We start from the raw sequence: 24642 nt of genomic DNA, 5'->3' as shown, positions 1-24642 counted from the left end.
AATATGTCTAAAATAAGCACTAAAATCAATTTTGGAAACTTTTTTGAAGATTTTACTATCGGTCAAAAAATAATTCATCCACTTCCTAGAACAATAACAGATGGTGATGTATCTTTTTACATCGCCTTAACTGGAAGTAGATTTGCTTTACATTCATCTGATTTGTTAGCACAAAAGATGGGTTATGAGAAAAAACCTCTTGATGATTTATTGATGTTCCATTTAACATTTGGAAAATCAGTTCAAGATATCTCTTTAAATGCAATTGCAAACTTAGGTTATGCAGAAGTATCTTTTCCTAATCCTGTATTTGTAGGTGATACTGTAAGACTAGAAACTGAAGTAATTGGCTTAAAAGAGAACTCAAATGGTAAAAGTGGAGTAGTTTATGTTCACTCTATTGGATATAACCAAGATGAAAAAGAGGTTTTAAATCTTAAAAGATGGGTTATGGTTCACAAAAAAGATAAAGAGACAATCTTAGGTACAAATGATGTTCCTACTTTTGAAAAAACTTTACCAATAGGAAGTAGTATTAATATCCCAGTTCAAAAAGATATTGACACAGATGCAACTGGTGGAAAATACTTTTTTGAAGATTATGAAGCAGGTGAAAGATTAAACCATCCAGAGGGAATCACTGTTGATAATAGTGACCATACACTAGCAACTAAACTTTATCAAAATAATGCAAAAGTTCATTTTGATGATTTTATGATGCAAAGTAGCCCTATGAAACAGCGACTTATGTATGGAGGTCATGTTATCTCAATAGCAAGAAGTAACTCTTTTAATGGTTTGCAAAATGCACAATGGCTTTACTCAATAAATAGTGGAGCTCATGCAAACCCAACATTTGCAGGTGATACTATTTATGCATTTACTGAAATTATTGAGACTATTGAACTTGATAATAGAGATGATATTGGACTTTTAAGATTAAGAACGGTTGGTCTTAAAAATATGAAAGCCCAAGATGTTGAATCTACTTTCGATGAAAATGGAAAGTATATTAAAAATGTAGTTTTAGATTTAGATTACACAGTTGTAATCCCAAGAAAACAAAAGTAAAAAATTAAATTTTAAAAAAGGAAAATAATATGACACACCCTAATGAAGCACTATTTGAATCTGGTAAATCTTTACCAATCATCCCAACTTGTGAGCACTTTGCAGGTAGCGAGAAACTTATTTTAAAAGGTTTCGAGATGCAAAAGAAACTTGGACCTGTTTTTGATATCACTTGTGATTGTGAAGATGGAGCTGAGACTGGTAAAGAAGTTGAACATGCAGAGATGATTGTTAGAGTTGTAAACTCTGATGCTAACCCATATGCAATGGCAGGAACAAGAATCCATGATGCTGCACATCCTGATTGGAGACAAGATGTTGATATCTTAGTTCCTGGTGCTGGTGAAAAGTTAGCATATATAACTTTACCAAAATCAACTTCTTATGAAGATGCAAAAATGCAAATTGAGTATATTCAAGAGGTAGCTAAAAAAGCTGGAATTACAAGAGAGATTCCAATTCATATCTTAATTGAGACTCATGGAGCATTACAAGATGTAGAGAAAACTGCAACTTTACCTTGGTTACAAGTTTTAGATTTCGGTCTTATGGACTTTGTATCAGGTTACCAAGGTGCAATCCCAGCTATTAATATGAGAAGCCCAGGTCAATTTGAGCATAGATTAATTGGAGCTGCAAAAGCTAAAGTATGTCAAGCAGCTATCCAAAATCATGTTATTCCTTGTCACAATGTTACATTAGATTTAAAAAATCCATACCAAACATTTAAAGATGCAGAAAGAGCTAGAAATGAGTTCGGATTTATGAGAATGTGGTCAATTTACCCAACACAAGTACAAGCAATCGTTGATGCTATGAAACCAGACTTTACAGAACTTGAAGCTGCACAAAATATTTTATTAGCTGCACAAGATGCTGAGTGGGGACCTATTCAATATGAAGGTGAGTTACATGATAGAGCAACATATAGATATTTCTGGGAATTAGTTCAAAGAGCACATTTCTCAGGGGCTAAAATGTTAGATGAAGTTACAAAAAGATTTTTTGCTTAATTAAAATTCTTAAGCTAAATTTATAGATAAGAGGGTAACCTTTTATCTGTAATTTAATATGAAAGGATATATGATGAAAAAGCTCGTCAAGGTCGCCAACTATGGTGAGAAGAGTTTAAACCCCAGGTAGATTTTTAGACAATATAATTTAACTACCCACATAAACTTCACGAAAAAATTCTCACTCAAATAAATAATCATCCAAAAAACAAAAAAACACATTGTCACAAATTTAAAAAATTGAAGGCAAAAAAATGAATAGACACAATATAAAATTAGATGAATTAAAAGATTATTTAGGATTTGGTGTTGCAGGAAACTTTGCAAACCACTTAGGAGAAGCTGGAGAAGCTGATGAATTTTCAGTAATAAAAACAGATGAAAAAGATGCACCAAAGGGATTGTTTCCTTTTTATATTCCAAATCATGACAGCTTTTTATCACAGTTTCCCATTTGTACAGATGAGATAACTCACAACGATATAGAACACTTACAAGTTGAAGCTGAGGTTGGATTAATCTGTGATTTTGTATATGAAAATGATAAATTAGTAGATTTAAAACCAAAATATTTTGGTGCATTTAATGACTGCTCAAACAGAATCCAAGATGGAAACAAACTAAGTACCAAAAAGAACTGGGGAAAAGGTTCAAAAGGTATTGCCCATGACTTTATAGAAATAGATAGTTTTGAAGAAGATGGTATATTAAACAAGTTTCATATTGCTTCGTTTATTAGACGTGATGGGATTTTAAGGGATTATGGAACAGTTAGTGCTGTACGATCATACTCTTACTTTTTCAATCAACTTAAAACTTGGATGATAGATAAGTTTAATACCCAAGAAGATTTGGGACCATTGGAAGAGTTGCCACCTTTTATAAAAGATATAAATAAACACAAAGGTCTTTTAATAGCAGCAGGAGCTACAGCGTATACTGAGTTTGGGAAACATCATTTTTTAGAAAGAGGAGATGAGATTTTTATATATGTTTATAATGCTCACTTCCACTCATTTGAAGATATTATGCAAGATATGGCAGGCTCTGATGTTTTTTTATCACAGTGTTCTAAACTTCATCAAATAGTTAAATAAACTTTTTCAATAATCTCTTTGTTTTTTGTTATATAATTAACAAAAAAAGGGAGCAATTATTATGAAGTATAGAATAGAAAAAGATACTATGGGCGAAATAAAAGTTCCAAATGACAAATATTGGGCAGCTCAAACCCAAAGAAGTTTGGAGAATTTTCCCATAGGTATTGAAAAAATGCCCCAAGAGATAATCAAAGCCTTTGCTTATTTGAAAAAATCATGTGCAGTGGTAAACTATGACTTACAAAAACTTCCCCTAGAAAAAAAAGATGCCATAATCAAAGTATGTGATGAGATTATTGAAGGTAAATTAGATGATAACTTTCCTTTAGCCGTATGGCAAACAGGAAGTGGAACCCAATCAAATATGAATCTAAATGAAGTGATAGCTTCAAGAGCAACTGAACTTTTAGGAAAAGATTTTAGAATAGAAAAACTAATCCATCCAAATGATGATGTAAATAAAGCTCAAAGTTCAAATGACACATATCCTAGTGCCATGAGAATAGCCTTTGTCTTAGAGATACAATCTCAACTAATCCCTGCAATAAATCAATTAAAAACTACACTAGAAAGTAAGTGTAAAGAGTTTGAAGATATTATCAAAATAGGAAGAACACATCTACAAGATGCCACGCCACTTACTCTAGGTCAAGAGTTTTCAGCCTATGTTGATATGTTAGAAAAAGCACTTAATCAAATAGATGATAGTATGAAATATATATGTGAGCTTGCCATTGGTGGAACAGCAGTTGGTACTGGACTAAATGCTCACCCAGATTTTTCACATCTTGTTTGTGAGAATTTGAATATTAATACAAAAACAAAGTATAAATTTGTATCTCATCCAAATAAATTTCACTCTTTAACATCACACGATGGGGAAGTGTTTTTAAGTGGAGCCTTAAATGCCCTTGCTTCAAACCTTATGAAAATAGCAAATGATATAAGATGGTTAGCTTCAGGGCCACGATGTGGAATAGGGGAGTTAAATATCCCTGAAAATGAACCGGGAAGTTCAATCATGCCTGGAAAAGTAAATCCAACCCAAAGTGAAGCTATGACAATGGTTGCAGTGCAAGTTATGGGAAATCATACAACAGTAAGTGTAAGTGCTAGCCAAGGAAACTTTGAGTTAAATGTATTTAAGCCAGTCATTGCTTATAACATCTTGCAGTCAATTAGACTTCTAAGTGATACCATGAAAGCATTTAATGATAACTGCGCAGTTGGAATAAGTGCAAACAAAAAGAATATAGAAAAATATCTAAATGACTCTTTGATGTTAGTAACAGCTCTAAATCCATATATTGGATATGAAAAAGCTGCCCTTATAGCAAAAACAGCTCACAAAAATGGAACAACTCTAAAAGAAGAGGCTCTTAGTTTAGGCCTATTAACAGCAGAACAATTTGATGAGTATGTAAAACCTCAAGAGATGGTAAGACCTAAAGCTTAAAGGTCAACCATCGCTTTAAATCTTACACCACATCTTCCTATATTTTCTACATTGATATGCATCTTTTCATTGATTCTTTCATCTTCTATAAACTGTTTTTTTATCTCTAAAATAAGAGGTGTAGTTTTTCCCGGGATTTTAACAGTGTCATAATACTCACAAAAAAGTGCACTTTGAGAAGAAGAAATCATAGGTGGAAAACCTTCAAGTATCTTTTGAACTTCTATTTCATACTCTTCTATTTCACTTTGTTCTTTTGGCAACATTGTTGAAGAGAGTTTTACTTTTTCTACATTGTCTTTGTTTACAAAACAGATTGTTGCTTTTTTAGTTTTTAGAATATTTGCTAAGCTATCTTTTGGGCTTCCATCCTCTTTTATTCCAATTGCAACTATTAAAGCTGCTGGGTTACTTGATATTGGTATAAAATATGAAAAAGGGGCTGCATTTAATACTCCATCATTATCTGTTACTATCCACGCAATTGGTCTTGGAACTACTGTATCTGACATAATTTTATATCTATTTAAATCACTTATCTCTTCATAATCAAGAATCATAAAAGTACCTTTGTTTTTATTTATTATATTTAGTTTTTGGTTAATGCCATTTGAAACCTTTAAGTGCTGATTAATCAATTAAATCATAAAATAATCAAATAAAGAGCTAATATAAAAGGGTTATAGGTGAAAATAATTTTTATACTTATATTTACAATTTCTTCAATTTTTGCAATATCACCTAAAGATTTATTAGGAACATGGGAAATGAGTAACTTAAGTGAAAAAAGAGCAAATATCTCTTTTGGTTTATACAATAGTTATAATGAACCTTTTGATATAAAGTTTATGGAAAACTATATTGTAAAATATCATGGAGAAGAACACAAAAGTTATTATGTTCTAGATGCAGATAAAATTTTTGTATCTAAGCATAAACCTTTTAATGGAGAGTTTTTAAATTCAAAAGCTATTGATATCTATGAAATAGTTAAAAAATTAAATAAAAAAGATACAAATAAAAAAGAGTGTTATGAAATCCATATTTTACAAAAGGCACTTTATGGGATTTATAGTAGAAGAGGTAATCAAAAGATGTGTAGGTAAAAAAAAGAGGGAATACCCTCTTTTTTGTTTATTTGATTAAAGGATCTGTAAGTCCTAGATAATACATACCAATAAGACCAATAATTCCCGCAATTAAACAATAATAAATAGTAGGTATTATTGTTTTTCTTAAGGTTTCACCTTCTTGATCAAGTAATCCAACTGTAGCAGAAGCTGCAACAACATTGTGTATTGCTATCATATTACCAGCAGCAGCTCCAACAGCTTGAAGTGCTATCATAAGAGCCGTTGAAAGTCCAAGTGCATCTGCAACTCCAAATTGAAATTGACTTAACATCATATTTGAAACAGTATTACTTCCTGCAATAAAAGCTCCTAGGGCACCAATTAGTGGAGCAAATAATGGATAAATATCACCAACTGAAGTTGCCACAAAGTTTGCCATAGCAACTGGCATAGAATCAAACCCCGCACCATTTACTCCTGAGTTGATAAGTATTCTTACTAATGGAATAGTAAATATAAGTACAAAACCAGCACCTAACATTACTTTTGAAGACTCACCTAGTGCTTCTTTCATCTCTTTAAATTCCATTTTGTGTAGAAAATAAGTGATTAAAACTACAAGTACTAAGATACCACCTGGTAAATAAAGAGGAACAATAGAGTAACCTAAGCCTTCACCTAAAATATCTTTAAAAGGAATAACCCAAGATTTAACAAAAGCTTTTGCTTCATCTGAAACCCTAGTAATTACTAAAATAAGTGCCACAAGAACATATGGAACCCAAGCTTTTGCTAAAGACATATCAACTTTAGTATTCATAGCATCAAGGTTCATCTCAAGTTTTGATACCCAATGAACAGGCCACATCTCTTTTGGAGCAAAATCCCAAGTATCTTTAGGGATTAAAAACCCTTTTTTAGCTGCAAATATTACAATTGGAAGTCCAACTAAAGCCCCAATAAGAGAAGGGAACTCAGCACCTAAAAATATACCAGTTAGTGCGTAAGGAATTGTAAATGCTAATCCACCAAAAATAGCAAAAGGTAAGATAGATAAGCCTTCTGTCCATGATCTGTTTTGACCAAAAAACCTAGTCATCATAATAATCATAAATAGTGGAATCAAAGTACCAGTTATAGCATGAATAACTGCAACTTCGCTAGTGATTAGTTGTAAGTAAGTTTCCCAGTTTGAACCTACAGCTTCTAAAGATGCACCAATAGTTTGTGCATCTAAACCTTTGTTAACACCTATTAAAATAGGTGTTCCAACTGCACCAAATGATACCGGAGTACTTTGTATCATCATACCTATCATAACAGCTGCCATGGCTGGGAATCCAATAGCAACCATAAGTGGTGCTGCAATAGCAGCTGGTGTTCCAAATCCTGAAGCACCTTCAATAAAAGAACCAAATAACCAAGCGATAATAATAACTTGTACTCTTCTATCAGGACTTACATTATTGAATCCTTCTCTGATAACTTTTATTGCACCTGAGTGTTTAAGAGTATTGAGCAATAATATTGCCCCAAAGATTATCCATAAAACTGCAATAGTGATAAGTAAACCTTGAACAGTAGATGCAAGTATTCTATTAAAACTAACTTGCCATATATAAAAGGCCACAACTGTTGTTACTATATAAACAACAGGCATCGCTTTTTTTGCTGGAAGTCTAAATCCCACCAACAAGATAGCTGCCACAAAAATAGGAAGAGCCGCAAAAAGGGCTTGTGTGCTTATTTCCATAAAATCTCCTTAATAATTAGAATTAAATATTAATTAAAGAAAATGATATTTGTATGATAAAAGTAGCATTAACATAGCATTTTTAATAAAAGAACTAAACTGAAACAATAAGCGACATAAAACCCAAGATTAAGTAAAATCCTCACAAAAAGATATTAGGAATTGATAATGAAATACGTAGGAGCACACGTAAGCGCAAGTGGTGGAGTATACAATGCACCCATAAATGCAACAGCAATAGGGGCAAAAGCCTTTGCACTTTTTACAAAAAACCAAAGACAATGGGCAGCAAAACCTTTAGAAAATGATGTTCTTGATAAGTGGTTTGAAGAGATGGACAAATGTGGAATACTACCAAAACATATTTTACCACATGACAGTTACCTTATAAACTTAGGTCATCCTGTAGAGGAAAATAGACAAAAATCTTTAGATGGATTTATACACGAAATTGAGCGATGTGAAATCCTAAAACTAGACAGACTAAACTTTCACCCAGGAAGTCACTTGCGAAAGATAAGTGAAGAAGAGTGCCTAGACAATATAGCCCTTTCTATGAACAAAGCAATAGATGCAACAAATGACATAAAACTAGTAATAGAAAACACAGCAGGACAAGGAAGTAACCTAGGATACAAGTTCGAACACTTAGCTTACATCATAGATAAAATAGAAGATAAAAGTAGAGTTGGAGTATGTATAGACACCTGTCACATGTTTACAGCAGGATATGATATAAGAACAAGAGAAGCCTATGATAAAACATGGAAAGAGTTTGATGAGGTAGTAGGAAGAGAATACCTAATGGGTATGCATATAAACGACTCAAAACCAGATTTAGGAAGTAGAGTAGATAGACATGATAGTTTGGGTCAAGGAAAGATTGGTTGGGATGCTTTTGGGTTTATTATGAATGATGAGAGGATGGATGATATTCCGTTGGTTCTTGAAACTATCAATGAAGAGATTTGGGCTCAAGAAATTCAAGACTTGTATAATTTAGTAGAAAAATAAAATCTCACTATTCTTAAAAATAGTTTAAAACACTATTTTTAAGCCCTTATTTACTTATATTCATCAAAAATTTCATTTTAATCTATACTTCACAGATATATAATAAAGCTAATATAATAAAGGTATAGATAATGATAGACAAAAATCAACAAAATAATGACAATATAGCAAATATGAGCAGTTCTGCTAAACTATTTTTTAGTAACTATGAGCAGTTTAAAACAAAAGCTGTTCCAAGTGAAATTAAACTTTTTAATAGCTATTTTCCTATGATGGATGCTTTACCTCACTTAAAAAAGAAAAATGTACTTGATAAGTGTCCTATATATGATTTGTTTGGTAAGAGTACCAAAATCATTTATGAGCAATATGACTGCGTTGATATTGATTCTATTAAGATAAATAGCAATAAGATTTTAATCAATTTCATAGTTAGTTCAAGTATTCCAGAAAGTTTTATTGAAGATATGACTCAAAATATCAAAAATAATACTTATGCAAATAGTGAATTTACTGTAAAAGTAACTAATGTAGATACATATGACTATGGGAAAATAGATATTATTTATAGTATTGATGAAAGAAATACTATATTTGATGAAGCGGAACTTATAGATATCTATCATGGATTAAGTGTGCTTAATCTAAACCCTGAACTACAAGATAAAGTAAAAAATATGCTTATAAAAGCTTTCTAGATTTTCCAAAAGAGGAGTTACTCCTCTTTTTCATAAATCACTCTATTTCTTCCCTCATCTTTTGCTTTATATAAAGCTTTGTCTGCTCTTTCATAAATAGTTTCGTAAGTATCTTTATTTAAAATATTTTTAGCAACTCCGATGCTGATTGTTATTTTAAGTAAATTATTCCCATAGTCAAAAATAGTATTTTCAATATTTTGTCTTATTCTTTGGGCGATGTTTATAGCATTTTCTTTGTTTTTTTCATCTAGAAGTATCATAAACTCTTCTCCACCTATTCTTCCTATATAATCTTTTTTTGAGATAATCTTTCTTATATTGTTGATGGCATCTTTTAAAATATAGTCTCCACATAAGTGTCCATAAGTATCATTTATCTTTTTAAAAAAATCAATATCTAACACTAAGAGATGAAACTCTTTTGTATCAATCCAGACTTCACACATATCTTTTATAGCAACTTTATTGAATATTTTTGTTAGTCCATCAATTGAAGCTTTTACTTCTAGGTGTGATATCTTTTTATTTAAAGTAGAGACATCATTCATACAAATTAGATATTTGCCCATATCAAGTTTAGATACATCAAAAGTAAAATAAAAGTTGTCATCTCCCATAATCTGAAATTTTGCAGGGATGTTTTTTGAAGAGTAGTATTGTGCAATATTTAGAAGATTTTTTTGAGTATTATTATCTACTAAAACAATATTTGATAAGAAATTATCTTCTGAGGTGAATGTATCTACAAACTTTTTATTTACACTTTGTATCTTATCCCCTTGGGTTATCATGATGATATTTTGTTGTGTATCTAGGACAGATTTTAAAAAATCTCTCTCTTTTTTTAGTTTTTCATGTTGTTTTATATCTATTGAAAGAAGCATTTCATTTAATTTTTTTGCTAAAAATGAAATCTCATCGTCATAGTTGTCTTTTATTATTATCTCTAGGTTATTATTTTCAGAGATCTTTTTTACTTTGTTTGAGATTTTGATAATCCTATCTGAAAAAAATATTTTTATAAAAATATAAAATATCATGATGATAAGTAAAAAACAAATAGATACGCAATATAATATAAAATTCATATTTGATTTTAGTTCTTGATATATATATCTTTTACTTTTTATACTAAAATAAAAGTTTTTATTCTCAAATTCATCAAAATATCTTACATATGTAAAAAGGTAGTTTTCATCCACATTTACAGTTTTGTATTTTATATTTAGTTTTTTATTTTTGATAGTGTTAAACTTATCAAAATCCACACTATTTATAAGTGAGACATACTCTTGTAGTACATCAGATATATTGGATAAAAAGTGAGAATCAATCGCCCTTGAAAAGTATATATATCCTATAGTTTGAGTGTTCCTGTTTTTTATCTCTTTTATATCAAAAATAGATTTTTCATAATCGGTAGTCATATAAAAGATCTCTTTTTTCTTATTTATATATTTTTTTATATCTTTAGTTTTAATGAAATTAATTAATTCAGTTGAGACACTCAACATCTCATTTGAACTAATATCATAACTTTTACCAAAAAGAAATTTTTTATCTTTATCAAAAATCAAAAAATTACTGATATTTAGTTCTTCCATTAAATTACTATCACTAAAATATGTTTTAAGTTGTGCATGATCTGATTTATTGATTATATCTCGGAGTCTTTCATTTTCTTGAAATTCGTATGCGATTTTTTTTAGATACTCACTATTGAAGTCTATTATATTGTGTAGTTTTAGAATATTTCTTTGTATTATTTTATCTTCAAGTATTTGAGACTTTTGAATTCTATTTTGTACAAGACCCGAAATAAAGGTTATTATAATAAGACTAATTAGAGTAAATAATAATGCCATTTTTTTGCTTATTTTCATTGGTATTCCCTAAAAATAAATTTTTTAGGAATATAACATAATTAGTATTAAATAATAATGATTATCAATATAAAATATTAATTAATTGAAAATTCATAATTAATTTTAATAATAACTTATGTAAAATAGGAAAAATACCAAGGAAATTTTTTTATGATAATACTAGTTTTACTTTCTCCTTTTTTAATAGCTTTAGGATGGGTTTTATATGTAGACTCCTCAAATATAGATATGATTGAAAAGTTTTATAAAAACGAATCTTGCAATACGATTTATAATTATAAATCAAGATATAAAGGTTTGTGTAACGATAATATTACAATAATAAACAACAAGTTTAGTATTGATTTTTCAAAAAATGTTTATATAAAATATGATGATATTAGAAATATTACGCGGGTAAATAAAGATATTTTAATACAAAATTCTAAAGGTGAAGAAAAATTATACTTTAAAGAAAAAGTCCATAGTGATATATTTTATGAACAGTTAAACAAAAGATTAAAATAGAGTATCTTATTTTAAGATTTGTTGATGTATTATTGATATTTAGCTAAGAAATTTTAAATAGATAATTAAAAATAGGAATAACAATTAATGAATGAATTGATTAAATTTATAAAGAGTATAGATTTAGAAAAAGAAGAACTATTTGTACAGTTGAAGTGTAATTTAGAAGAGGGGAAAATACTTCAGCATCTTACAAAAGAGTATATAAATGGCAGAGATGCTTTGATGGTGATAGATATTTTATCAGAATTTTATGATGTAAAAAAATATGAGCACTTAGAAAAACTTGAAGTGATAAAATCATTACTTGAGCTTGGTTGGTTAGTTCAAAACTCATTTACACCAATAAAACTAAGTGAGTTATCAAAATTGGAGTTACTGAACTCTAGTGTATCTTTAACACCATCATTTTTAAGACTTATGGAAGATGGTTCTATGGATATGTCTCTACCTGAGATTACAAAATACAGTGATCACTTGGAGTATTTGCAAGATCAGTTTTTCAAAATAGATTTAGCTCAAAAGTTAAATGTAGTAAAACACAACTTTGACGAAAAGTCACCAAATATAAAAAGACTAAAATCAAAACTTACACTTTTAGAAAATAGAATCAAAGAGAGAGTACAAGCTACTCCAAATGAAATCATGCTTGTGGGCTTTTTTAAAGAAAATGACCTAAACGAACATGAGCAGATGATATTTATAGCACTTCTTAAAGAGGAGTATTCAGGTGGAGATGAATCAATAAGAGATATGAATTCACTTATTGAGCTAATCTCACATGATGATTATGAGAAAATCAAAAACAGAAGTCTGCTAGAAGAGAGTTCAAAGTTGGTTTCAACAGGACTTGTTGATTATGATGAGATGCTAACACCTTTTGGTGGGATAAATAGAAACTTTTATATTCCTGATGAGGTTTTATATAAGATTTCACACCCAACAAAAAAGAAAACAAGAACATCTAAAATCAAAATCGACAACGTGATAAAAGAGCAAGATATGTTTGAGTTAATATCAACTGATAAGACTATGGAGGATGTTGTATTAAATCCAAAAACAAGAGAGACGCTAGATGCACTTTTGCAACAAGTTGACAAAAAGGTAATAAATAGACTAAAAGAGTGGGGAATAAAAGATAGAAAAAAAGGTATTGATGCCAGAATTATCTTTTATGGGGTTGCAGGTACTGGTAAAACTTTGACTGCCCTTGCCCTTGCAAAATCACTTAAAAGACAAGTTTTAGCTTTTGATTGTTCTAAAATACTCTCTATGTATGTGGGTGAGAGTGAAAAAAATGTTAGAAAAATCTTTGAAACATACGTAGATATAAGAGATAAAACAAAATCAGAGCCAATTTTATTACTAAATGAAGCTGATCAGTTTTTAAGTTCTAGGGTGACAGAGTCTACAAGTGGTAGTGATAAAATGCACAATCAAATGCAAAATATCTTTTTAGAGCAAATAGAGCGTTTCGACGGAATACTTATTGCAACTACAAATCTTTTGGAGAGCTTAGATAAAGCATTTTCAAGAAGATTCAACTATAAAATAGAATTTGTTAAGCCAAACAAAGTTCAAAGACTAGAACTGTGGAAAAAGTTATTACCTGAAAACATCCCATTGGATAGTGATTTTGATATGGAAAAAATATCTGAAGTTGAACTAACAGGTGGTCAGATAGAGCTAGTTATAAAGAACACTGCATATAAAGTAGCAGTTATGGATGAACCAATCTTTAGAATGGAAGATTTCAAAGAACAAATTTCTAAAGAACAACGGTCTCAATTTGACACTGAAAATAAAGTTGGATTTTTCTAAAACTGTTTCTAAATCTCTATATAAAATTATAATATTAGTATAATAAATTTATATTAATCTAAGCCTAGATTAATATAAATCCATTAATTATTGTTTTTTACCTATAAATATAAATTTTTTAAATAACAATGTTAAGAATGACTGATTTTAGGCTAAGCTATTTTTAAACTAACGCAGTTTTGCGGTAGATTTATTAAGTCTAGATTTAAAATATTTTTGCTAGTATCTAGCTGAATATAAATTAAAATGAAAAAACTAAATTCTTTAAATACAAAGAAATTAAGGATATAAATATGACTCATATGGATTTCGCTCATCCGTATTTTGGTGTTTTTATGATGTTTGTTTTAACCTTTGGGGCATTTTTTGCAACAATTTGGTTAGCAAGACTTGTAAGTCGAAAAATGGCAAGACTTGATACAGAAAAACTTAAAACTACATATTATGAATGTGGACCAGAAGTTACAAAGCAACCAAACACTATCTCTGTGCAGTTTTATCTTATGGCACTGCTATTTATCTTATTTGATATAGAGATAATATTTATGTTTCCATGGGCTGTTGACTTTAAAGTCTTAGGTTGGTTTGGATTTATAGAGATGATTCTATTTATCGTACTACTAACTATTGGCTTTATTTATGCATGGAAAAAAGGAGCGCTTGAATGGCACAGCATAAAATAAAATATTTTCAAGATGGGGGAGCACCTATTGCTCTTACAACTGTTGACAAAATTGTAAACTTTGGAAGAAGTAACTCCTTATGGCCTTTAACTTATGGTTTGGCTTGCTGTGCAATTGAGATGATGGCAACAGGGGCTTCAAGATTTGACTTCGATAGATTTGGAACAATATTTAGAGCTAGTCCAAGACAAGCTGATGTTATCGTTGTAGCTGGAACACTTACAAAAAAACATGCTGAATATATGAGAAGACTATATGACCAAATGCCAGATCCTAAATGGGTTATCTCTATGGGAAGTTGTGCAAATACTGGTGGTATGTTTAACACTTATGCCACAGTTCAAGGGGTAGACAGAGTAATACCTGTAGATATTTATCTTCCAGGTTGTGCACCAAGACCTGAAACACTACAATATGCTCTTATGATGCTTCAAAAGAAAATAAGAAGAGAGTCTGCATTTTTATCTAAAAAGAAAAAGAGGTTAGTATAATGAGAAAATATACTCCTAAAGATGATGTTCAAAAAAAATCATATTATAATGATAGATTTTATGTAACACCAACAATTCCTAGACTTGACCCTTCAAGTGATGAAATATATGCAAAAGATATTGAATCATTAAAATCAAAAGTAACTATACACGATAGTTATATAGAAAATGGTGAGTTAGTTATATATATAAATCCACAAGACAATGTAAAAACACTAACACTTTTAAGAGATGAGCTAGAATATGACATGCTTATGGAGCTTTCAGCTATAGATTATATCGCTACTAGAAAAGGTTTTGAGATTTTTTATGAAATGCTTTCTATGAGTAAACATAAAAGAATGAGAGTTAAGTGTTTCATTGAAGAAAAACAAACAATAGAGTCAGTTTATGGTGTGTTTAAAATGGCAAACTGGTCTGAGCGAGAAATGTTTGACATGTATGGAGTAAAAATCCTAAACCACCCAAATATGAAAAGAATACTTATGCCAGATGATTGGTATGACCATCCCTTGAAAAAAACATATCCACTTCACGGTGATGAAGTTGCACAATGGTACGAAGTAGACCATATCTTTGGAAAAGAAGCTAGAGATGAGATAGGTCCAGAAGAGAGAGATGATGCAGCCGTTGATAGATATGATACTACAAGATTCTCAAGACTTGGACATGAAGTTCCTTTTGGAACAGAAATTACAGAAGGTAATGAGACACAAACACCACTTGGATATACAGAAGAGGGTGGAGTGAAACTATTTGGAAAACGAATCATTAAAGATTTAGATGAAAAAAAATCTAAAATATTAGATAAGAGAAGGTAAATCATGCAACAAACCAATAGACTAAAACCTTTCTTTGAAAATATAAATTTTGAAAGAGCTGATAACACTATGGTGGTTAACTTTGGACCACAACATCCATCTGCTCATGGACAAATGAGACTAATCCTAGAACTTCAAGGTGAAGAGATAATAAAATCAAGACCTCATGTTGGATATCTTCATAGAGGAATGGAGAAGATGGCTGAGAATATGATTTATAATGAATTCTTGCCAACAACGGACAGAATGGATTATATTGCTGCAACTTCTAACAACTACGGTTTTGCCCTTGCTGTTGAAAAACTTCTGGGAATAGAGGCTCCAAGACGTGCAGAGATAATTAGAACTATGCTTTTAGAGATAAACAGAATCATGTCTCACCTTTTTTGGCTTGCAACTCACGCCTTAGATGTTGGTGCTATGTCAGTTTTCCTTTATGCCTTTAGAGAAAGAGAGTTTGCAATAGATTTAATCGAAGATTATTGTGGAGCTAGACTAACTCACAGTGCAGTTAGAATTGGAGGAGTACCTTTAGATTTACCAGATAATTGGTGTGAAGATTTAGAGAAGTATATAGGTATCCTAGAGGCAGAAGTTACAAAATATGAAGCCCTATTAACAGATAATAGAATCTGGAGAATGAGACTTGAAAATGTTGGTGTAATAAGTAATGAGATGGCAAAATCTTGGGGATGTTCAGGACCAATACTTAGAGCAACTGGTCAAAAGTGGGATTTAAGAAAAGAGATGCCTTATGGAATATATCCAGAGCTTGACTTTGATGTACCAGTTGCAACTGCTGGAGATAGTTTTGCAAGATATGAATTACATATGCAAGAACTAAGGGAAAGTTCTAAAATCTTAAGACAATTAATACCTATGTATAAAGAGTCAAAATGTGAACTTATGGCGCATGAGCCTCAATATATCTCAGCTTCAAAAGAAGATATTATGACTCAAAATTATGCCTTGATGCAACACTTTGTTTTAGTAACACAAGGTATGAGACCACCAAAGGGTGAAGTTTATGTGGCAACAGAATCACCAAAGGGTGAGTTAGGTTTTATGATTGTAAGTGATGGAAGCCCATATGCTTATAAGTTGAAACTTAGAGCTCCATCTTTTTGGCATACAGGACTTTTAGAAGAATTATTAGTTGGTCACCAATTAGCTGACGTTGTTACTATTATTGGTAACTTAAACGTAGTTTTTGGTGAGATTGACAGATAAGGGAGTAGGTTTATGAAAAGATATGATTTAAGACCATTAAAAGATAATTTCTACTCTAGAATGTTAGAACTAATGGATAAAGATATAAAAGATGGTGAAAATGCAATATTTCTTTTTGAAATAGGAGATTTTACACATATCCAAAAATCAGCAGATGAGATTTATGAAGCTGGATATACACTTATGAACTCAATTAAGTTCAATGAAGTAGATTGGACAATAGTTGTTAAAAAAGTAAAACCAGAGCCAAGATTAGTTGAAGAAGTTCAAGAAGAGTCAGATGAAGATGATGACGATGATGATGAAGAGTAAAATATGAATTTAGAATTAGTTTCAAAAAGTGATTATATTGTCTGCCTAGGGGCAATGATTTCAAAAGATTCACCAAAAATGAATGATTTGATTATAGAGGCAATTGCAAAAAATGAGGCAGAGTTTATCTATATGCATCCAATTGATGATATTGATTTAAAACTTTACTGTACACAGTTTGTAAAATATGAAGTTGGAAGTGAAGAGGGTATTTTAGCATTGCTTCTAGAGTATTTTACTAAAGATAGAAATAATGATTTAGAAGAGTATTTATCTGATTTAGATATTGGATATATTTCAGCTGAGAGTAGTGCGGGAGAAGAAGAGTTTGAAGAGATGGTAAAGCGTTCTTCAAATAAAACTACTAAAACTATTATTTTGGGAGAAGATTTATTTACTCACGAAAGAGTTGCCAATATCTCTTCTATGATAAAAGTTCTTGAAGAGTTTAGTGGATTTAATATTATTTTATTATCAGATATTATTTTACAAGCAAGTGCCAAGTTAGAAGATGTGGCAGAACTCAAATCTTATAATGGAACAGTGGCTTATAAATATGTTAGCAGTGAAGATGAGTTTATATATGGAAGTGAATCATTTTCAAGAGTTGCTAAGGTGTCAAATAAGGATAATGTTTCTATAAATTATAAAAATGAGACTCTTCAAAGAACTTTTAAACTAGATAAAAACTTACAAGGAACTATTGCTTTATGTGGTGTAAAAAATGATGATGAGAGTTTTTTATCACAAGGGTATAGATATAAGCAAGTAAAAATTGAAAAGGTTGATGCATTATGAGTGAAATGATTACTTTAACAATTGATGGAAAAGAGCTAAAAGCTAAAGAGGGAGAAACAGTATTAAATGTTGCCCGTGCAAATGGAATATTTATACCAGCACTTTGTTATTTAACTAGATGTTCACCTACACTTGCCTGTAGATTATGTCTTGTAGAATCTGCTGGAAAACAAATCTATGCCTGTAATGCCAAAGTAAAAGATGGCATGGAAGTTACAACTACAACTGAAAATATAGAAAAAGAAAGACGTGCAATAATGGAGGTTTATGATGTAAACCATCCATTACAATGTGGAGTTTGTGACCAAAGTGGTGATTGTGAACTTCAAAACTATACTCTTTATCAAAAAGTTGATTCTCAAAGTTATGCCATAAAAGATGTAAATAGACCAACTGAACACTGGGGAGTTATGAACTATGACCCAGGACTTTGTATTGTTTGTGAAAAGTGTGTAACAGTATGTAAAGATATGATTGGTTCAAATGCTCTTTCAACTGTAAAAAGAGGGGCAGAGGCTATTGAAGGTAAGTTTAAAACTACTATGCCAAAAGATGCTTACTCTATGTGGAATAAACTAAACAAATCACTTATTGGCTTTGAAGAAGATAAGTGTGTTGATTGTGGTGAATGTATCTCTGTTTGTCCTGTTGGAGCGCTTGTATCAAATGATTTCCAATATAAAACAAACTCATGGGAACTAACACGAATACCTGCATCAAACTCTCACTCAAGTGATTGTTCACTTATCTATTATGAAGTAAAACATGAATCAATAGTAAACCATGATGTTAAAAAAATCTATAGAGTAACAAATGAACACCACTATGCATCACTAAATGGTGCTGCTAGATTTGCTTATGATTTTGAAAACAGAGTTGAAAGTCAAGATGAAATAGCTTTTGATAAAGCAATTGAGGCATTTAAAAAAGCTGATACTATTAAGTTTAACTCATTTATTACAAATGAAGAGGCTCATATTTTACAAAAGCTAAAAGAGAAGTTTGGATATAAACTTATAAATAGTGATGCCTTAGCTTACAAAAAGTTCCTTGAAGCATATTCAAGCGTTAGTGGAAAAACTCTTTATAGTGCAGACTTAAAAGATATCCACAGCTCAAACTTTGTAATTTCTGTTGGGTCTTATTTAAAATCTGATTCTCCAAATACAAAATATGCCTTTAATAACTCAGTTGTTATGAATAAAGGAGCTGGACTATATTTTCATCCAATAGGTGATCCAGTAATGGAACAGTGTGGTAAAAGAGGAAAAACAACAGAGTTTATCTATCACAACCCACTTGCTGAAGAGTCTGTTTTATATTTTATTTTAGATAAATTTGGAGCTGATTTACCAGAATCTATTCAAGCAACACTTGATTCATATAAAGAGACAAGATTAAAATCTATTACAGAGATGATAAAAGAAAAAGTTGTATCTGTAGTAAAAGATGAAGAAACAGGTGAAGAAAAAGAAGTAACTAAAATGGTTCCTAAAAAAGTTACTAAAGAAGTTGAGTTTGAATATACAAGACTTTTAGATGAGATAAATTGTGATGCAACACTAATTGATACAATTGAAGCTATGAAAGATAAAAAAGATAGATACACTTTGATTTTAGGTGAAGATTTAATAACTCATGCAAACTCACAAAATCTTGCAAAACTAGCTGCCTTGATAGAAAAACATACACAATTTAAAGTAGTGATTATCCCAACTTCTACAAACACTTTAGGTGTGAGCTTGATTTGTGATTTAGATGAAGAAGAAGGGTCTTATTGCGTAGGATATAACGTAAAAGCAGATTTCCAATTATCAGCCCTAGGAGATGGTGATTTAGATATGCCAGCTCTTAATCAGCAAGAAGGAACTTTTACAAATATAGATAAAAGAGTTGTTCCTACAAATGTAGCCTTACCTTATAACGGTTATGTTTTAAATGACATTGCAAATGTTTTATTAGAAGCAGAAGTTGAACACACAATAGAATATACAAAATCTTTACCAGTAGCGAAAGGCTTTAAAGCAGTTGAGTTTGATAGTTTAACTAACTACTTCTCAAATGACTGGAGTGAAAATAGAGGTTATGTATTAGATTCTTTAGACATAGAGACAAATGATGAACTAGGTGAAAAACAAAACCAAACTTTTGAAATAACAGATGAACAAATCACTATTTACAAAGCAAACCCAATCAATCAATTCAATGAATTCACAGCAATTGCCCATGAGTTTAAAGATGATTTAGAAAGTGGAATGTTTGCAAATGAGACATTATTGGCTGAGTTAGAACTAAGTGTTGGAGATAAAGTCTTATTAAGTGCAAATGGATGTGAAATCCAAGTAAATGTTTATGCTGATAATCAAGTATCAGGAAAAATTGCTTATGTATCAACTTTTGAGAAAGAGTTAAATACAAAAGCACTTTTTACTGGATATAGATTTACAAGTGCAAATGTGAAAAAGGTGTAATATGGAGACAAGTATTTTAATAGAAACAGTTGTAAAAGCTATTGTTATATTAGCAGTATTTTCTGCAATTGCCGGTTTTACAACTTATATTGAGCGAAAAATATTGGCTTTTATGCAAAGAAGATTGGGGCCTACAAATGTTGGACCCTATGGAATCTTGCAACTTGTTTGTGATGGTATAAAACTATTTACAAAAGAGGACTTTATACCTCAAAACTCTGTAAAACCTATATTTATGGTTGCACCAATTATCACAGCAGCAACTGCTTTTATTGCTATGACAGCAGTTCCATTTTTCCCTGAGTTTGAGATTTTTGGTTATACAATAAGACCAATTATTGCAGATATTAATGTGGGTGTATTATTTGTAATGGGTGTTGCTTCAGTTGGACTTTATGGACCACTTTTAGCTGGGATGAGTTCTGGAAATAAGTGGGCACTTTTAGGAGGTGCGAGAACTGCCATTCAACTACTATCGTATGAAGTTGTATCTGGACTTGCACTTTTAGCTCCACTTATGCTGGTTGGTTCTTTATCTTTGATTGATATAAATGCTTATCAAAGTGAAGGCTTCACTTCTTGGATAGTATGGACACAGCCTTTAGCATTTGTTCTTTTTGTAATGGCTGGGTTTGCAGAGACAAATAGAACACCTTTTGATTTACTTGAGCATGAAGCTGAAATTGTTGCAGGGTATGCAACAGAGTATTCAGGTATGAGATGGGGGATGTTTTTTATAGGTGAGTATGCGAATCTATTTACAGTCTCATTTTTGATTTCACTAATTTTTCTTGGTGGATACAATGATTTATGGTTTATCCCTGGTGGATTAGCGATTATTTTAAAAGTATCATTTTTAATATTTTTCTTCTTATGGACAAGAGCTTCTTGGCCACATGTAAGACCAGATCAATTGATGTGGTTATGTTGGAAAATCTTAATGCCACTTGCAGTAGTTAATATTTTAATTACTGGCTTTGTGATGATGTTTTAGGAGCAGTGATGAAATTAGATGAATTAAAAAATAGAAATATAAGCGAACATGATTATATCAATATTCAAAAGAATAGTTTCCCTGAAACTCCATGGCAAGAGTTTAAACAGATATTTAAAAGATCAATAAAAGGTGAACTTTTTACAGGACTAAAAGTTACTTTTATCATGATGAAAGAAGCATTGTTTAATAACAATATGCACACAGTTCAATATCCAATTGAAAAACTTCCAATAGGACCAAGATATAGAGCTGTACATAAACTTCTAGGACTTTTAGAATCGGGAGAAAATAGATGTATTGGTTGTGGACTTTGTGAAAAGATTTGTATCTCTGATTGTATTAGAATGGATACAAGAATTGATGAAAACTCTAGAAAAGAGGTTTTAGAATACACAATAAACTTTGGTAGATGTATCTTTTGTGGATATTGTGCTGAGGTTTGTCCTGAGCTTGCCATTGTTCATGGTGGAAGATATGAAAATGCAAGTGAACAACGAGCTCACTTTGTGGTTAAAGACGATTTATTGACTCCACTTGATAAATTGGCTTCTCAACAAGAGTATCCAGGTTTTGGTGCAGTATCTCCAGATGCTGACGAAAAAATCAAAAAAACTCCATTAGAGTATTAGGAGAGATGATGTTTGAAATAGTAGCTTTTTACCTATTTGCAATATTGACAATAGTGATGTTCTCAATAACTGTATTTACAAATAACGCACTTTATGCACTTAGTGCCCTTGCAGCTGGTATGATATTTATCTCTGCTTTTTTCTTTTTGTTAAATGCTGACTTTTTAGGTGTTGTTCAAATTGTAGTTTATACAGGTGCAGTTATGGCACTTTATGCCTTTGGGATGATGTTCTTTGATTCTATGAGTGAAGTAAAAGAGAGAATCCAAAACCCTAGATTAGTTTTTTTACTAAGTGGAATGGCAGCTGTAATTATTGTGATTGTTTTTGTCTCTCCAATTGTATCTGATAATATTATTGCCGAATATGCAGTTCATCCAGAGTATGGAAATACTCAAGATGTGGGTGTTGTTTTATTTACTAAATTTTTAGTTCCATTTGAAGTTGCAGCTGTAATGTTATTAGTTGCAATGATAGGTGGAATTATATTAGCAGGGAAAAAGATGGATGTATCATATTCAGAACTAAGTGAAGATGAAATAGATGCACTAGAATCATCAAATGAAAAGGATAGCAAATGAGTTTAAATGCATATTTAATACTTTCAGCACTTCTATTTTGTATAGGATTGATTGGGGTTATTAGAAGAAAAAATCTTTTAATGCTATTTTTTGCAACAGAAATAATGCTAAATGCTGTAAACATAGGACTTGCTGCTGTTTCTCATTTTCATCAAGACCTTACAGGTCAGATGTTTGCATTTTTTATAATCGCAATTGCTGCAAGTGAAGTTGCTATTGGATTGGGATTACTTATTTTATTATATAAAAGAAAAAATTCAATCAACTTAGACACTTTACAAAGTATGGAGGGGTAGATGGAAAAGTTTATATACATAGCACTATTTGCACCCCTTGTAGGATCACTTGTTGCGGCACTATTTTCAATGAAACCAAAAACTTTGTTTACTGGTATTTTCACAAGTTTTATGTTAGCTGTTTCATTGCTTGCTTCTTTAGTCTTACTTTTTCATATATATTCAACAGGAGAGAGTATAAGTGTAAAACTTATGGACTGGATTGTTATAGGAAACCTTAGTATTCCATTTGGATTTGTAGCAGATGCAGTTAGTGTTACTATGATGTGTGTTGTAACTATGGTATCTACTATGGTACATATTCACTCTATTGGATATATGGACCACGACAAATCATTTAATAGATTTTTTGCATGGTTATCAGCTTTCGTTTTTTCTATGATGATTCTTGTTATGAGTGATAACTTTGCAGGGCTATTTATAGGTTGGGAAGGAGTTGGTTTATGTTCTTGGGGACTAATTGGGTTTTGGTATCACAAAGAGGATAAAGCACTTACAAGTGATATCTATAACTCACCATATTCAACACTATCTCCATACTCATCAATCTCTCCTGGGTATGCTGCAAATGAAGCCTTTATCATGAATAGAGTAGCAGACCTTGGTATGTTGATTGGACTATTCTTGATTTATTGGAACTTAGGCTCACTACAATATGATGTGGTATTTGCTGAAATTGGAACACTTTCTCATGGTTTAGTTGTGGCAATAGCAGCATTTTTATTTATTGGAGCTATGGGTAAATCAGCACAATTTCCTTTTAATCAATGGCTTGCAAATGCAATGGAAGGTCCAACACCAGTATCTGCACTTATTCACGCAGCTACTATGGTAACAGCTGGGGTTTATTTGGTTGTAAGAGCAAATGAGATTTTTACTGTTGTTCCTGAAGTTGGATATTTTATAGCTTGTCTTGGTGCTTTTGTTGCAATATTTGCAGCTTCTCAAGCACTAGTGGCAACTAATATTAAAAAAATCATCGCCTTCTCAACACTAAGTCAGCTTGGATATATGTTTGTAGCTGCTGGACTTGGAGCTTATTGGGTAGCACTATTTCATCTAGCAACTCATGCATTTTTTAAATCAGTTCTCTTCTTAGGGGCTGGAAATGTTATGCATGCTACAAATGATGAGATAAATATCAAAAATATGGGTGGACTTCATAAGCATATGAAAGCAACATCTATTATTATGACAATTGCTTCAACTGCATTAGCTGGTATCTTCCCACTTGCAGGTTTCTTCTCAAAAGATTTAATCTTAGAGGTAGCATTTGGACATCATGCTTATATTTTATGGGCAATTTTATGGATAACAGCTGGGCTTACAGCATTTTATTCATTTAGACTTATTATGTATGTATTTCATGGAGAAGAGAACTTTAAAAAGTTTGGTTATCACCCACATGAAACTTATCCATTTGTAATTGCAGCTATGACACCACTTGCTATTTTAGCAATTATCGCAGGATGGTTCCAAGATGCTTTTGTGGGAATGATTACAAAAGTTTTACCAAAACTTGAAATTCATGTTGACCACTCAACACTAAATATTTTAATAGCAGTAACAAGTGCCATTGCAATAGCAGGTATTTTATTTGCAGTATTCAAACATAAAAAAAGTGGTACATACTTTAGTGAAAAGCTGAAAAATAGAGCTTGTTATAAACTATTGGCAAACCAATATTTTATGCCACACTTTTTAGAGTATGTAATAAACAGACCTTATTTAGCAATGAGTAAGTTTGCATGGAAAGAGATTGATCTTAAAGTAATTGACTCTATTGTTGATGGTATTGGAAAAATTGTTTATGCATCAGGTAAAGAGGCAAGACCTATTCAATCAGGTAACTTATCGTCACTATTAAAAGTGATGGTTTACGGTCTTGTAATACTATTAGTTCTAAGTGTAGCGCTTGGGTTTTTAAAGTAAAGGGTT

24 protein-coding genes are annotated in these 24642 nt (G+C 31.2%); 21 read left to right on the top strand and 3 right to left on the bottom strand.

Going from position 1 to position 24642, the window contains the following annotated elements; genetic code table 11:
* The first annotated feature begins 3 nt into the window (after positions 1 to 3).
* The 4 genes from Q0617_RS06610 (at position 4) to fumC (ending at position 4640) form a co-directional block, all read left to right on the top strand.
* A complete protein-coding gene (locus Q0617_RS06610; RefSeq protein WP_298751733.1) occupies positions 4 to 1071 on the top strand; it encodes a MaoC family dehydratase in 1068 nt (355 codons plus the stop codon).
* A 29-nt stretch (positions 1072 to 1100) separates the two neighbouring features.
* Positions 1101 to 2084, top strand: coding sequence for an aldolase/citrate lyase family protein (locus Q0617_RS06605; RefSeq protein WP_298751732.1), 984 nt, complete (start codon positions 1101 to 1103; stop codon positions 2082 to 2084).
* A gap of 254 nt (positions 2085 to 2338) precedes the next feature.
* Positions 2339 to 3181, top strand: a complete 843-nt coding sequence (locus tag Q0617_RS06600) for a DUF5718 family protein (protein WP_298751731.1) — start codon at positions 2339 to 2341, stop codon at positions 3179 to 3181.
* A gap of 61 nt (positions 3182 to 3242) precedes the next feature.
* Complete coding sequence (gene fumC, locus Q0617_RS06595) at positions 3243 to 4640, top strand: class II fumarate hydratase (RefSeq protein WP_298751730.1); 1398 nt, start codon at positions 3243 to 3245, stop codon at positions 4638 to 4640.
* Here the strand turns inward: fumC and Q0617_RS06590 are convergent.
* Positions 4637 to 5278: a flavin reductase gene (locus Q0617_RS06590; RefSeq protein ID WP_298751729.1), complete on the bottom strand. Its 642-nt coding sequence runs from the start codon at positions 5276 to 5278 to the stop codon at positions 4637 to 4639. The genes fumC and Q0617_RS06590 overlap by 4 nt on opposite strands.
* A gap of 48 nt (positions 5279 to 5326) precedes the next feature.
* On the opposite strand from Q0617_RS06590, the gene Q0617_RS06585 reads away from it, so the two are divergent.
* On the top strand, positions 5327 to 5746 hold the full coding sequence (locus Q0617_RS06585; protein WP_298751728.1) for a hypothetical protein: 420 nt from the start codon (positions 5327 to 5329) through the stop codon (positions 5744 to 5746).
* Positions 5747 to 5774: 28 nt separating this feature from the next.
* Here Q0617_RS06585 and Q0617_RS06580 read toward each other — a convergent pair whose 3' ends face one another.
* Positions 5775 to 7466 (bottom strand): L-lactate permease, encoded by a 1692-nt coding sequence (locus tag Q0617_RS06580; protein WP_298751726.1) that lies wholly within the window; start codon positions 7464 to 7466, stop codon positions 5775 to 5777.
* 168 nt (positions 7467 to 7634) lie between these two features.
* Here Q0617_RS06580 and nfo point away from each other — a divergent pair, with 168 nt between their 5' ends.
* Both nfo and Q0617_RS06570 read left to right on the top strand, forming a co-directional pair.
* Complete coding sequence (gene nfo / locus Q0617_RS06575) at positions 7635 to 8480, top strand: deoxyribonuclease IV (RefSeq protein WP_298751725.1); 846 nt, start codon at positions 7635 to 7637, stop codon at positions 8478 to 8480.
* A 131-nt stretch (positions 8481 to 8611) separates the two neighbouring features.
* Complete coding sequence (locus Q0617_RS06570) at positions 8612 to 9178, top strand: hypothetical protein (RefSeq protein WP_298751724.1); 567 nt, start codon at positions 8612 to 8614, stop codon at positions 9176 to 9178.
* A gap of 17 nt (positions 9179 to 9195) precedes the next feature.
* Here the strand turns inward: Q0617_RS06570 and Q0617_RS06565 are convergent, their stop codons facing one another.
* Positions 9196 to 11064, bottom strand: coding sequence for a diguanylate cyclase (locus Q0617_RS06565; protein ID WP_298751723.1), 1869 nt, complete (start codon positions 11062 to 11064; stop codon positions 9196 to 9198).
* Positions 11065 to 11217: 153 nt separating this feature from the next.
* On the opposite strand from Q0617_RS06565, the gene Q0617_RS06560 reads away from it, so the two are divergent.
* The 14 genes from Q0617_RS06560 to nuoL all read left to right on the top strand — a co-directional run bounded on the left by Q0617_RS06560 (position 11218) and on the right by nuoL (position 24636).
* Entirely contained in the window at positions 11218 to 11574 is a 357-nt protein-coding gene (locus Q0617_RS06560; protein ID WP_298751722.1) for a hypothetical protein, read from the top strand.
* A gap of 87 nt (positions 11575 to 11661) precedes the next feature.
* Positions 11662 to 13395, top strand: a complete 1734-nt coding sequence (locus Q0617_RS06555) for an ATP-binding protein (RefSeq protein WP_298751721.1) — start codon at positions 11662 to 11664, stop codon at positions 13393 to 13395.
* 293 nt (positions 13396 to 13688) lie between these two features.
* Positions 13689 to 14078, top strand: coding sequence for an NAD(P)H-quinone oxidoreductase subunit 3 (locus tag Q0617_RS06550; protein ID WP_298751720.1), 390 nt, complete (start codon positions 13689 to 13691; stop codon positions 14076 to 14078).
* Positions 14060 to 14569 (top strand): NADH-quinone oxidoreductase subunit B, encoded by a 510-nt coding sequence (locus tag Q0617_RS06545; protein WP_298751719.1) that lies wholly within the window; start codon positions 14060 to 14062, stop codon positions 14567 to 14569. Before Q0617_RS06550 ends, Q0617_RS06545 begins: the two co-directional genes overlap by 19 nt.
* Entirely contained in the window at positions 14569 to 15390 is an 822-nt protein-coding gene (locus tag Q0617_RS06540) for an NADH-quinone oxidoreductase subunit C (RefSeq protein ID WP_298751717.1), read from the top strand. Before Q0617_RS06545 ends, Q0617_RS06540 begins: the two co-directional genes overlap by 1 nt.
* Positions 15391 to 15393: 3 nt before the next feature.
* Positions 15394 to 16620 (top strand): NADH dehydrogenase (quinone) subunit D, encoded by a 1227-nt coding sequence (gene nuoD, locus Q0617_RS06535; protein WP_298751716.1) that lies wholly within the window; start codon positions 15394 to 15396, stop codon positions 16618 to 16620.
* A gap of 12 nt (positions 16621 to 16632) precedes the next feature.
* On the top strand, positions 16633 to 16932 hold the full coding sequence (locus tag Q0617_RS06530; RefSeq protein WP_298751715.1) for an NADH-ubiquinone oxidoreductase subunit E family protein: 300 nt from the start codon (positions 16633 to 16635) through the stop codon (positions 16930 to 16932).
* Positions 16933 to 16935: 3 nt separating this feature from the next.
* Positions 16936 to 17730, top strand: a complete 795-nt coding sequence (locus Q0617_RS06525; protein WP_298751714.1) for a hypothetical protein — start codon at positions 16936 to 16938, stop codon at positions 17728 to 17730.
* The gene (locus Q0617_RS06520) at positions 17727 to 20201 is read left to right on the top strand and encodes an NADH-quinone oxidoreductase subunit G (protein WP_298751713.1); all 2475 of its coding nucleotides are present in this window, start codon (positions 17727 to 17729) and stop codon (positions 20199 to 20201) included. The genes Q0617_RS06525 and Q0617_RS06520 overlap by 4 nt, the downstream gene beginning before the upstream one ends.
* Position 20202: 1 nt before the next feature.
* Complete coding sequence (gene nuoH, locus Q0617_RS06515) at positions 20203 to 21195, top strand: NADH-quinone oxidoreductase subunit NuoH (protein ID WP_298751712.1); 993 nt, start codon at positions 20203 to 20205, stop codon at positions 21193 to 21195.
* A gap of 8 nt (positions 21196 to 21203) precedes the next feature.
* A complete protein-coding gene (gene nuoI / locus Q0617_RS06510; protein WP_298751711.1) occupies positions 21204 to 21827 on the top strand; it encodes an NADH-quinone oxidoreductase subunit NuoI in 624 nt (207 codons plus the stop codon).
* Positions 21828 to 21835: 8 nt separating this feature from the next.
* Positions 21836 to 22408: an NADH-quinone oxidoreductase subunit J gene (locus tag Q0617_RS06505; protein ID WP_298751710.1), complete on the top strand. Its 573-nt coding sequence runs from the start codon at positions 21836 to 21838 to the stop codon at positions 22406 to 22408.
* A complete protein-coding gene (nuoK, locus tag Q0617_RS06500; protein ID WP_298751709.1) occupies positions 22405 to 22704 on the top strand; it encodes an NADH-quinone oxidoreductase subunit NuoK in 300 nt (99 codons plus the stop codon). The genes Q0617_RS06505 and nuoK overlap by 4 nt, the downstream gene beginning before the upstream one ends.
* Positions 22705 to 24636 (top strand): NADH-quinone oxidoreductase subunit L, encoded by a 1932-nt coding sequence (gene nuoL, locus Q0617_RS06495; RefSeq protein WP_298751708.1) that lies wholly within the window; start codon positions 22705 to 22707, stop codon positions 24634 to 24636.
* Positions 24637 to 24642 lie beyond the last annotated feature (6 nt).

It is taken from the genome of uncultured Arcobacter sp. (genome assembly GCF_937982575.1).
Classification (GTDB): Bacteria; Campylobacterota; Campylobacteria; order Campylobacterales; family Arcobacteraceae; genus Arcobacter.
This window is presented reverse-complemented; position numbering and strand designations above follow the sequence as displayed.

Bases quoted from the DNA above. Each gene is read 5' to 3' on its own strand.
- Q0617_RS06610 (WP_298751733.1), top strand. From the start codon at position 4: ATGTCTAAAATAAGCACTAAAATCAATTTTGGAAACTTTTTTGAAGAT.
- Q0617_RS06605 (WP_298751732.1), top strand. From the start codon at position 1,101: ATGACACACCCTAATGAAGCACTATTTGAATCTGGTAAATCTTTACCA.
- Q0617_RS06600 (WP_298751731.1), top strand. From the start codon at position 2,339: ATGAATAGACACAATATAAAATTAGATGAATTAAAAGATTATTTAGGA.
- fumC (WP_298751730.1), top strand. From the start codon at position 3,243: ATGAAGTATAGAATAGAAAAAGATACTATGGGCGAAATAAAAGTTCCA.
- Q0617_RS06580 (WP_298751726.1), bottom strand. From the start codon at position 7,466: ATGGAAATAAGCACACAAGCCCTTTTTGCGGCTCTTCCTATTTTTGTG.
- nfo (WP_298751725.1), top strand. From the start codon at position 7,635: ATGAAATACGTAGGAGCACACGTAAGCGCAAGTGGTGGAGTATACAAT.
- Q0617_RS06570 (WP_298751724.1), top strand. From the start codon at position 8,612: ATGATAGACAAAAATCAACAAAATAATGACAATATAGCAAATATGAGC.
- Q0617_RS06565 (WP_298751723.1), bottom strand. From the start codon at position 11,064: ATGAAAATAAGCAAAAAAATGGCATTATTATTTACTCTAATTAGTCTT.
- Q0617_RS06560 (WP_298751722.1), top strand. From the start codon at position 11,218: ATGATAATACTAGTTTTACTTTCTCCTTTTTTAATAGCTTTAGGATGG.
- Q0617_RS06555 (WP_298751721.1), top strand. From the start codon at position 11,662: ATGAATGAATTGATTAAATTTATAAAGAGTATAGATTTAGAAAAAGAA.
- Q0617_RS06550 (WP_298751720.1), top strand. From the start codon at position 13,689: ATGACTCATATGGATTTCGCTCATCCGTATTTTGGTGTTTTTATGATG.
- Q0617_RS06545 (WP_298751719.1), top strand. From the start codon at position 14,060: ATGGCACAGCATAAAATAAAATATTTTCAAGATGGGGGAGCACCTATT.
- Q0617_RS06540 (WP_298751717.1), top strand. From the start codon at position 14,569: ATGAGAAAATATACTCCTAAAGATGATGTTCAAAAAAAATCATATTAT.
- nuoD (WP_298751716.1), top strand. From the start codon at position 15,394: ATGCAACAAACCAATAGACTAAAACCTTTCTTTGAAAATATAAATTTT.
- Q0617_RS06530 (WP_298751715.1), top strand. From the start codon at position 16,633: ATGAAAAGATATGATTTAAGACCATTAAAAGATAATTTCTACTCTAGA.
- Q0617_RS06525 (WP_298751714.1), top strand. From the start codon at position 16,936: ATGAATTTAGAATTAGTTTCAAAAAGTGATTATATTGTCTGCCTAGGG.
- Q0617_RS06520 (WP_298751713.1), top strand. From the start codon at position 17,727: ATGAGTGAAATGATTACTTTAACAATTGATGGAAAAGAGCTAAAAGCT.
- nuoH (WP_298751712.1), top strand. From the start codon at position 20,203: ATGGAGACAAGTATTTTAATAGAAACAGTTGTAAAAGCTATTGTTATA.
- nuoI (WP_298751711.1), top strand. From the start codon at position 21,204: ATGAAATTAGATGAATTAAAAAATAGAAATATAAGCGAACATGATTAT.
- Q0617_RS06505 (WP_298751710.1), top strand. From the start codon at position 21,836: ATGTTTGAAATAGTAGCTTTTTACCTATTTGCAATATTGACAATAGTG.
- nuoK (WP_298751709.1), top strand. From the start codon at position 22,405: ATGAGTTTAAATGCATATTTAATACTTTCAGCACTTCTATTTTGTATA.
- nuoL (WP_298751708.1), top strand. From the start codon at position 22,705: ATGGAAAAGTTTATATACATAGCACTATTTGCACCCCTTGTAGGATCA.